The organism is Cupriavidus sp. 05T313, from assembly GCF_056396665.1.
The window spans coordinates 1-9,700 of record NZ_JBFTLX010000268.1; the positions used below are offsets into that span (position 1 = coordinate 1).

Genomic DNA, 9,700 nt, shown 5'->3' on the forward strand with positions numbered 1-9,700 from the left:
AGCGCAGGTTGATGCGAGTCCCGGATGCGGCGCGCGCATGACCCCACTCGAGTGGGGCTGCGTCATGTCTCCAATGTATTCAAACTAGGCGACGGGACGTTCTCCGAACGCCCCTGACCCTTCTCAGCCCGCCACAATTGTCGCGGGCTTTTTTTTTTGTATGTCTTTTTGATGAGATTTTTTTGGGGGGGCGGGGAGATGATGCGCCAATGAAAAAAGCCGGAAGCATTGCTGCTTCCGGCTTTTAGAATTCGCTGGTGGGGCGTGAGTGACTCGAACACTCGACCTACGGATTAAGAGTCCGCTGCTCTACCAACTGAGCTAACGCCCCAACGAAGAAAAAGATTGTATCATCGTTTTTGCGTTTGTCAAACCCCCTCCCTGCGAAATCTTTCCTGTGCGAGCAGGGCCACGTATGGCATGTGCGAATTGCCCCGGTTCCTGCAGCGATGCGAAGGCGCAGGGGCTTTTTCATGCACCGGATCCATGCATTCATGCCATGGGAACTCGCCTTGTGCATCGGTAGTCATGCTTGGAGGCGAGCGAGGCGTAGGCCTTTGCGGACGAGTCGGGCCGACCCATGTTAGGATGAATCTTCACTTGCAATGGAGGGCTGTACCGATGGATATCAAATTCCAAGAGCAAGATCGCTACGATATCAATAATGAAGGCTTGCTATTCCACGCTGTTGTCAACGGCGAACAAGTCACCTGCGTGGTGACGCGCGAAGCGCTGTGGGAAGGCTTCAGTGCCGACCAGGTCTTGTCGCTGGAAGAGGCTTTCCGCGCCGGACGCGAGACAATYGAGCGTGCCGCCGTGGTGCTGATCGAGCAGGGCGCAGCCCAGCCGGTGGTGGTCAAGCGCGCCCATGTGGCGCCGCTCTGAAACGGGTCTCAGGCCGGGTCGGTCATCGGTCCGATCCCGTGCTAACGTTTCATGTTGTTGCGGCTTCTCGCCGCCTGGCGCCGGTTCCACGCCGGCGTTTCTCTTTTCCGTTCCCGCGGTCATGCCTTGCCGGGTTCAGGTCACGTTCCAGATCTAGTCGTACTCTTTCTTACGCCGTGCCATGGAGTGCYCCGCCCGGGCGGCTTGCGCATTCCTCGAAGATTCGCGCCTGGCATTGCGCGCATCCGGCGGGATCCAGGCGGGCAATGATGGTGTGCAGCGCCTGCCGCTTGGTGGAGAAGATATGCCCCTCGCCCAGCTTTAGCGCAAAGCCGGTCTGATCCCATGTCTGCAGGACCTGCGTGCGCGGACGGTGGAAATACAGGTCGCCGCCGGTGGCACGCCGTTCGGCCAGCTCGCTTTCCCACATTTCGGCGCCGGCCAGGTCGATGAAGTTCATGCTCTTGGTCATGGCAAGCAGGTGGATCTGTCCAGGATGGGCGCTGCGTGCTTCGTGCAGGCGGTCGGTGACGTACTGGACGGCGCCGAAGTAGATTGCGCCTTCCATGCGCAGCAGCTTGAGTTGAGGACATTCCGGCTGCGGGCGGTGCAACTCGTCCAGCGGCGTAAAGCGGCGGTCGGGATCGTCCGCGTCGGGCACCAGGCTGCGCACAGCCGGCCGCGACGTGCGATAGAGATAGGCAACCAGCGACAAGATGGTGCCGAGCAGAACCGCCATTTCCAGGCGGATGGCCAGCGTGGCGGCAAAGGTGCTGACGGCGATGGCGAATTCGGTCTGGCTCAGGCTGGCGATGCGGCGCAGCCGGGCGAAATCGAACAGGCCCCAGGCCACCAGCATCAGCATCGCGGCGATTGCCGCGAGCGGAATCCGGGCCAGCAGTGGTGCGCTTGCGGTGACCAGCACGACCAGCAGCACGGCCGAGAAAATGCTGGCCAGCGGCGTCTGCGCGCCCGCTTCATAGTTSGGCATCGAGCGGTTCAGCGAGCCGCASGAGATATAGGCGGAGAAGAAGCCACCCGCGATATTGGACAAGCCCTGGCCAATGAACTCGCGGTTGGCGTCGATGTGCTGGCCTGAGCGCAGGGCAACCGCCTTGGCGATCGAAATCGACTGGCCGAGCGCCACGATGGTGAGCGCGGCGGCGATGCCCAGCAGGTCGGGGATGGCCTGCCAGGAGATGTCGGGCACGTGCAAGGGCGGAATGGCCGACGGTATCGGGCCAACCACGTTGACGTGGCGCGCGCCTTCGCTCCAGCCCGGCGCATTGAGCAGCAGGGCGATGCCGTAGCCTGCCAGCAGGCCGATCAGCATGAAGGGCAGCCGGCGCGAGACGCGCTTGACGGCGAGCGTGACCGCCAGTGTGACCGCGGCCACGGTGAACGCGCTCCAGTTGATGGTGTCGGCGTTGTCGAGCAGGAAGCGCACTACGCCGAAGGCGCTCGTGCCCGTGGGCACGGCCAGCCCGAACAGGTCCTTGAGCGCATAGAGCCCGATCAGCGTCGCCGCGCCGCAGGTGAAGCCAAGCAGCACCGAGGGCGAGATAAAGTTGGCGAGCGAACCGAGGCGCAGGGTGCCCACGGCAAGCTGCAGCAAGCCGACCATGACGGTGACGGCGAGCGCGAGATTGATGTACTCCGGACTGCCGGCAAACGCCACCGGACTCAGCATGGCGAACAGCGCCAGCGAGTTGGCATTGGTCGGCCCGGACATCACGTGCCAGCTCGACCCGAACAAGGCCGCCACGATGCAGGGGATGACGGCCGCATAGATGCCGTACTGTGGAGGCAGGCCGGCGAGTGTGGCGAAGGCGACCCCCTGCGGCAGCACCAGCACGGCGCCAAGCAGGCCCGCGATCAGGTCGGCGCGCAAGGAGGCCGGGCTTATGCGGTGCCGCCATGCTGGCAGCAGGCGCCCAAGCACGCCGCCTGTTCCGCCTTGCGCTGCAGGCACGGTCATGCGCGCGGGTCTCGCTCGGTGAAGGTTTCCAGCAGTTCGTCGAGCGCGCCATAGACCTTGCCGAGCCGCTCGGCGCCGATCATCTGCTCGAGCTCCTCATAGCGCCGGTCGATCAGCGGCTCCATCTCGGCGATCACGGCGCGGCACTTGTCGGTCAGCGAGATCAGCTGGCGGCGCTGGTCCGTGGTGGAGCGGGAGCGAAGGATCAGGCCCGCTTCCTCCATGCTCGACAGCATGCGGGTCAGGCTCGGGCTCAGGATGAGGCAGGCGTCGGCGACCTGGTTCGGCTCCATCTCGCCCTGCTCGTTGAGGGTGCGCACCACGCRCCATTGCTGCTCGGTCATGCCGTGCTGGCGCAGGATGGGCCTAAAGCCCGCCATCAGCGTTTCGCGGGCTTGCAGCAGCAGGTGGGGAAGGTTGCGGTGGCGGAAGGTGGCCGGTTTCATGCCGGCAAGTGTAGCTGTGCGGCGGCCCGGAAGCGAGACGGTGGCTTCCCGGATATCCCGAACGCGGACTTGCGCATACCGCTTTAACCCAGGGCGAGCGTCGCAACCACCGGCGTGTGGTCCGACGGCTGCTCCCAGGTGCGCGGCACGCGATCGATCACGCAGGCGCTGCACACATCGCGCAAGGCCGGCGACAGCAGGATGTGGTCGATGCGCAGGCCGGCATTGCGGCGGAAGGCGAACATGCGGTAGTCCCACCAGGAGAAGCTCTTCTCGGGCTGCTCGAACATGCGGAAGGCATCGGTCAGGCCGAGCGCCTCCAGCGCCCTGAAGGCGTCGCGCTCCGGGGGGGATACCAGGTTCTGGCCTTCCCACTTCTTGGGATCGTGCACGTCGCGGTCTTCGGGTGCGATATTGAAGTCGCCCAGCAGCGCGAGCTTCGGGTACTTCGCCATCTCCTCTTGCAGCCACACCGTCATCGCCTGCAGCCAGCCCAGCTTGTAGGTGAACTTGTCGGAGTCCGGCGCCTGGCCGTTGGGGAAATACGCGCACACCAGGCGCACGTCGCCGTAGGTGGCCGCCACCACGCGCTGCTGGGCGTCCTCGTAGCCGGGGATATTGCGCACCACGTCGCTGGGCGCCGCCATGCTAGCGTTGCGCGCCAGGATCGCCACGCCGTTGTAGGTCTTCTGGCCGGTGAACACGCTGTGGAAGCCCGCGCTCTCCAGTTCGGCCAGCGGGTACTTGTCGTCCGGCATCTTCAGCTCCTGCAGGCACAGGGCGTCGATCGGCGCGTCGGCTTTTTCCTGCTCGATCAGCCAGTCCAGCACTTGCGGTAGCCGGACCTTGAGCGAGTTGACGTTCCAGGTGGCGATTCTCATCTTTGTTTGTCCTGTTGATCTAAAGATCTAAAACGCATTTTACAGGGCGGGAACCCTTTGGCGCCGCCCGCAAGCACGAACAGCGGCGTGGCGCGCGAGCAAGCCGTTGCCGCGCACGGAAGCCAGATCGGCGATGTGGTTCTCGATGAGAAGCTGTCCCAACAGCAGGCTGGCGAGCGCAACCCCGACGCAAAAACATTCCCGGCTGGACGCAAGCCGGCGCGGCCTCAAGGCTTGAAGGAGCCCTCGATGGCATAGCGCGAGCCCGGATGCACCAGGCGCGCCAGCGTAATCGGCGAGCCCTGGCTTTCGGTGCGCCGGACCACGATCAGGCAAGGCTCGGCCGGCTTGATGCCCAGCAACTCGGCCTCCTGCTCGGTGGGCAGTTGCGCCTCGATCGAGTACTGGGCCTCCCATAGCGGTGCCACGGTCAGCAGGTAATTGGTGGGCGTGGTCTTGGTGAAGTCCACGTCCAGGTAGTCGGGCGCGCGGGCGGGGTTGACGTAGCGGTCCTCGCACAGCAGCGGCACGCCGTTCTCGCTATGGACGATCAGGGTGTGGAAGACCGGGCTGCCGACGGGCAGTCCCATGCGCTGAGCCAGGGCCTCGTTGACCACCTCGGCGCGCGCCATATGCACGTCCGAGCGATGGCGGTGGCCGCGTTCGGTGATCTCGTCGTGCAAGTCGCGGATGGTCAGGGTCGACGACGCGCGGTAGGGCTGGGTGGCGAACGTGCCCACGCCCTGTACACGCTCCACCAGTCCTTCTGCCTGCAGTTCGCGCACCGCCCGGTTGGCCGTCATGCGGCTGACGCGGAACTGCGTGACCAGCTCGGACTCCGACGGCATCAGCGTGCCCGGCGGCCAGCGCCCGGCGCTGAGTCCTTCCTTGAGGTAATTCTTGATATGCGCGTAGGCAGCGGCGGGTGGCAGGTAGGTCATGGCACGCATATTACTTGACCGGGCTTGTCTAGCCAATTTCCATTTTCGAAGGTTCCCAGGGAGTAGGGCGCCAGGACATGGCCCGTGTCAGGGTAGTCCCGACTCGTTGATTTGTTGTCCTTTCTTGTATATACAAGAATAAGCAACAAGAAAGTGACTCCCGGGTGAAATTAGAAGGGCGCTGCGCTGAAGGCGCTATCGGAGGTGGCATGGCAAAGGTGAAAATTTTTCAGGGGTGGTATGTGGTCGGCGCGACACACATGCTGCTGGCTCTGATCTTCGGTGCCGCGTATTCGTTCGGGGCCTTTTTTGCGAGTATCCAGGAGGGCTTCCAGGTGGGGAGCTCATCCGCGGCTTCCGTGTTTTCGTTCACCGCGCTGATTTACTATGCGGTGGGCGTTTTCTCCGGCGCCCTGGCCGATCGGATCTCGACGCGCCGGGTTATTGCCCTGGGGATCGTGCTGCTGGCGCTAGGCTTTGCCATTGCCAGTATTGCCACGGATTCACTGGCGTGGTTYCTGGTTGCCTTCTGCACGCTGGTGGGGCTGGGCGTCGGCCTGGTCTATGTACCGGCGGTGACGGCGGTCCAGCGCTGGTTCGTCAGGCATCGCAGCAAAGCTTCGGGCCTGGCGCTGGCTGGCACCGGGCTTGGTACGTTTGCCGGACCGGTGGCGGCCGGGTTGCTGATGGAGCAGATGTCCTGGCAGGCAACGATGCGGTGCTTCGCACTGGTCATCGCGGTGGTCGGGCTGGCGATGGCAATGGTAATGAAGGGGCGGCCGGAGGAGGCCGGCCTGCATCCCGATGGCGCTGCTTCCCTGCCAGGCGCCGTCCAGGCCAGCCCGCAGGCGGGGCATAGCCTGGCGCAGGCGGCGCGCGGCGGACGGTTCTGGTGGTACTTCGCTGCTATCCTGCTAGGCTCGGTCGGCCTGTTCGCCGCACTGGTTCATATCCACCCCTATGCGCGGCAGCATGGCATCTCTTCCGCTGGCGGGAACCTGCTGATCGGGCTGGTGGGCGTCGGCAATATCCTGGGCCGCCTGTCGCTGGGCGGGCTCGGCGACAGGCTCGGCCCAGGGCGGCTGCTGATGTGCCTGACCCTGGCGCTGGCCGTACTCAACGGCGTGTGGCTCGGTGCCGTTAGCTTTCCCGCGCTGGCGCTGTTCGCCATTCTGTTCGGCGCGGCAAACGGCGGCTGCATCTYCCTGTATCCCGCGCTCGCCGCGACCTGGTTCGGCACGGCCAACCTCGGGTCCATCCTCGGGGCGCTGTATATCGCGGTCGGGGTTGCCGCGATGGCCGGCGGTAGCTTCGCGGGCTGGCTCTTCGATACCTGCGGCAATTATTCGGCCGCGATTGCAGCGAGCGGATGCTGCGCGTTGGCTTCGGTAGCGTGTATTGCCCGTGCCGGCCGCCATGAAAAAAGCGGCTCGATATGAGCCGCTTTCTTCGTTACGCTTCCTTGCTTTCCCCTACCCTGCCTTATGCCACCGCCATGCCGCCGTGCCGCAGCAAGGCGTCGATCTGCGGAGCGCGGCCRCGGAATGCGGTGAAGGATTCCATGGCCGGGCGGCTGCCGCCCACGGACAGGATCTCGCGGCGGTAGCGCGCGCCGGTCTCGGCGTCCAGCACGGTGCCGGAGAGCTTTGCGGCCTCCTCGAACGCGGCGTACACGTCTGCGGACAGCACTTCAGCCCACTTGTAGCTGTAGTAGCCCGCCGCGTAGCCGCCGGCGAAGATATGGCTGAAGGTATTCGGCCAGCGCGAAAGCGGGTGCTGCGGCACCACGTGGGCGCGATCGTTGATTTCCCTGGACAGCGCGAGCACGGACTTCTCGCCCGCCGGTTCGAAGTCGGTGTGCAGGTGCATGTCGAACGACGAGAACACGATCTGGCGCAGCGTCATCATGCCGTTCTGGAAATTCTTGGCAGCCAGCATGCGCTCGAACAGGTCGCGCGGCAGCGGCTCACCGCTGTCGACCTGCGCGGTCATGTCCGCCAGCACCTCGTATTCCCAGCAGAAGTTCTCCATGAACTGYGAGGGCAGCTCCACCGCATCCCATTCCACGCCGTTGATGCCGGACACGCCCAGCTCGCCCACCTGGGTGAGCATATGGTGCAGGCCGTGGCCGAACTCATGGAACAGCGTGATCACTTCGTCGTGGGTGAACAGCGCTGGCTTGCCGCCCACGGGGGCCGTGAAGTTGCAGGTCAGATAGGCCACAGGGGTCTGCACGCGGCCAGCATCGAGCTGCTTTCGGCCACKGGCGTCGTCCATCCACGCGCCGCCGCGCTTGCCTTCGCGGGCGTACAGGTCGATGTAGAACTGCGCCAGCAGTTCGCCTTCAGGCGATACCACGCGGAAGAAGCGCACATCGTCGTGCCAGGTCTGGGCCTGGTCGGGCTCGATGCGCACGGAGAACAGCTTCTCCACCACGCCGAACAAGCCCTTGAGCACCTGGGGTTCCGGGAAATATTGCTTCACTTCCTGCTCGGAGAACGCGTAGCGCTGTTCGCGCAGCTTTTCCGAGGCGTAGGCCACGTCCCACGGCGCCAGTTCGGTCAGCCCGAGCTCGGCGGCGGCGAAGGCCTTGAGTTCGGTCCAGTCCTTCTCGGCGTACGGGCGTGCCTTGGCAGCCAGTTCGTCCAGGAAGCGCAGCACTTCCGCCGGCGATTCCGCCATCTTGGGCACCAGCGAAACCTCGCCGAAGGAGGCGTAGCCGAGCAGTTGGGCTTCCTCGCGGCGCAGCGCCAGTTGCTCGCGCATATTGGCCGTGTTGTCCCATTCGGCCTTGCCCTGGCCGTATTGCTGAGCCAGCTCGGAGGCGCGGGTGACGCTGGCCTCGTACATGGTCTGGCGCAGCGAGCGGTCGTCCGCGTATTGCAGCACCGGGAAATAGGACGGGAAGTGCAGGGTGAATTTCCAGCCCGGCTTGCCGTCCTTCTCGGCGGCGGCGCGGGCGGCCTCGAGCGCGTCCTCAGGCACGCCGCTGAGCCGGCTTTCGTCCTCGATCAGCAGCGCGTAGGCGTTGGTGGCGTCGAGCACGTGATCGGAGAAAGCCTTGGACAGCTGGGCCTGCTGTTCCTGGATCGCGGCGAAGCGGGGCTTCTTGTCTTCGGGCAGTTCGGCGCCGCCCAGGCGGAAACCGCGCAATTCGTTTTCCATCAACTGGCGGCGGGCCGCGCTCATGGTGGCGAATTCCGGGCTGGCGGCGAGCGCCTTGTACTTGTCGTAAAGCGCCAGGCTCTGGCCGAGCGAGGACCAGAATTCGGTCATGCGCGGCAGGTTGTCGGCGTGCGCCTGGCGCAACGGCGGCGTATCCGCCACGGCGCTCAGGTGGCCGACCACGCCCCAGGCGCGTCCGAGCGGCTCGGTGGCGGCTTCCAGCGCTTCCACGGCGTTGGCCCAGGTGGCAGGGGTGGAGGGATCCTCGGCGCGGTCGACCGCGGCCTGCGCGGTAGCCAGCAGCACGTCGAGCGCCGGCCCGATGTGTTCGGGGCGTATCTCGGCGAAACGTGGCAGGTCGGTGAAATCCAGCAGCGGATTGGCACCGGTTGTGGCGTTGGCTTCATTGGCCTGGTTGGCGGCTTGGTCCATGGCGTCTCTCTTGGCGGGGCCAGTAAGGGCAACACCCCGCACATTGGGGCGGGGCGGCAGGATTTCCAGTGCCATGCCATGCCGTGCGGGCGCGCCGCACGGCGGGCGGTCTTCAGCCGGCCGCGCGCTCGGCGGCTTCCAGCGTATTGATAAGCAGCATCGTAATAGTCATCGGGCCTACGCCGCCCGGTACCGGCGTGATATAGCCGGCCACTTCCTTGACGCCGTTGAAGTCGACATCGCCGCACAGCTTGCCGTTGTCGTCGCGGTTCATGCCCACGTCGATCACGGCCGCCCCCGGCTTTACCATATCGGCGGTGATGATGTTGCGCCTGCCCACGGCGGCCACGATCACATCGGCATCCCGGGTATGCGCGGCCAGGTCGCGCGTCTTGCTATTGCAGATGGTGACGGTGGCGCCGGCCTGCAGCAACAGCATCGCCATCGGCTTGCCGACGATATTGGACGCGCCAACCACCACCGCACGGGCGCCGCGCAGCGGGAATTGCACCGATTCCAGCATCTTCATGCAGCCATAAGGCGTGCATGGGCGGAACAGCGGGGCGCCGGTCATCAGGGCGCCGGCATTGGCCACGTGGAAGCCGTCCACGTCTTTTTCCGGGGCGATCGCTTCCAGCACTTTGTGGCTGTCGATATGCTTGGGCAGCGGCAACTGCACCAGGATGCCGTGGATATGCGGGTCGCGGTTCAGGGTGTCGATGCGGTCCAGCAGGTCGGCCTCGGACAGGTCGGCCGGATAGCGGTCGAGGGAAGAGTGGAAGCCATTGTCGTCGCACGCTTTCACCTTGTTGCGCACATAAACCTGGCTGGCCGGGTCTTCGCCCACCAGGACCACGGCCAGGCCGGGCCGGTGGCCGCGTTCGGTGAGGCTGGCGGCGCGTCGGGCGGCTTCGGTACGGAGTTGCTTGGCAAGGGCGTTGCCGTCGATCAATTGGGCGGGCATGGGATGGG

General features: G+C 65.1%; 8 protein-coding genes and 1 tRNA gene. 2 read left to right on the plus strand and 7 right to left on the minus strand.

Going from position 1 to position 9,700, the window contains the following annotated elements; genetic code table 11:
* Positions 1 to 255 precede the first annotated feature (255 nt).
* Positions 256 to 331, minus strand: a tRNA-Lys gene (locus AC1DKD_RS35055).
* Between the two features lie 290 nt (positions 332 to 621).
* Between AC1DKD_RS35055 and AC1DKD_RS35060 the strand changes: the two genes are divergently transcribed.
* A complete protein-coding gene (locus AC1DKD_RS35060; RefSeq protein ID WP_045240075.1) occupies positions 622 to 885 on the plus strand; it encodes a DUF1488 family protein in 264 nt (87 codons plus the stop codon).
* A gap of 169 nt (positions 886 to 1,054) precedes the next feature.
* Here AC1DKD_RS35060 and AC1DKD_RS35065 read toward each other — a convergent pair whose 3' ends face one another.
* The 4 genes from AC1DKD_RS35065 to hutC all read right to left on the minus strand — a co-directional run bounded on the left by AC1DKD_RS35065 (position 1,055) and on the right by hutC (position 5,131).
* On the minus strand, positions 1,055 to 2,863 hold the full coding sequence (locus tag AC1DKD_RS35065; protein ID WP_477110944.1) for a SulP family inorganic anion transporter: 1,809 nt from the start codon (positions 2,861 to 2,863) through the stop codon (positions 1,055 to 1,057).
* Positions 2,860 to 3,309, minus strand: a complete 450-nt coding sequence (gene hpaR / locus AC1DKD_RS35070) for a homoprotocatechuate degradation operon regulator HpaR (protein ID WP_477144306.1) — start codon at positions 3,307 to 3,309, stop codon at positions 2,860 to 2,862. The genes AC1DKD_RS35065 and hpaR overlap by 4 nt, the downstream gene beginning before the upstream one ends.
* Before the next feature lie 83 nt (positions 3,310 to 3,392).
* Positions 3,393 to 4,190 carry an exodeoxyribonuclease III gene (gene xth / locus AC1DKD_RS35075; RefSeq protein ID WP_441636059.1) on the minus strand — a complete coding sequence of 266 codons (798 nt, stop codon included), beginning with the start codon at positions 4,188 to 4,190 and terminating at the stop codon, positions 3,393 to 3,395.
* 227 nt (positions 4,191 to 4,417) lie between these two features.
* Positions 4,418 to 5,131 (minus strand): histidine utilization repressor, encoded by a 714-nt coding sequence (gene hutC / locus AC1DKD_RS35080; RefSeq protein ID WP_082095066.1) that lies wholly within the window; start codon positions 5,129 to 5,131, stop codon positions 4,418 to 4,420.
* 209 nt (positions 5,132 to 5,340) lie between these two features.
* On the opposite strand from hutC, the gene AC1DKD_RS35085 reads away from it, so the two are divergent.
* Complete coding sequence (locus tag AC1DKD_RS35085) at positions 5,341 to 6,570, plus strand: MFS transporter (RefSeq protein ID WP_477144307.1); 1,230 nt, start codon at positions 5,341 to 5,343, stop codon at positions 6,568 to 6,570.
* 43 nt (positions 6,571 to 6,613) lie between these two features.
* Here AC1DKD_RS35085 and AC1DKD_RS35090 read toward each other — a convergent pair whose 3' ends face one another.
* Both AC1DKD_RS35090 and folD read right to left on the minus strand, forming a co-directional pair.
* Positions 6,614 to 8,728: a M3 family metallopeptidase gene (locus AC1DKD_RS35090; RefSeq protein WP_477144308.1), complete on the minus strand. Its 2,115-nt coding sequence runs from the start codon at positions 8,726 to 8,728 to the stop codon at positions 6,614 to 6,616.
* A gap of 112 nt (positions 8,729 to 8,840) precedes the next feature.
* Entirely contained in the window at positions 8,841 to 9,692 is an 852-nt protein-coding gene (folD, locus tag AC1DKD_RS35095; RefSeq protein ID WP_428178366.1) for a bifunctional methylenetetrahydrofolate dehydrogenase/methenyltetrahydrofolate cyclohydrolase FolD, read from the minus strand.
* Positions 9,693 to 9,700: the final 8 nt, after the last annotated feature.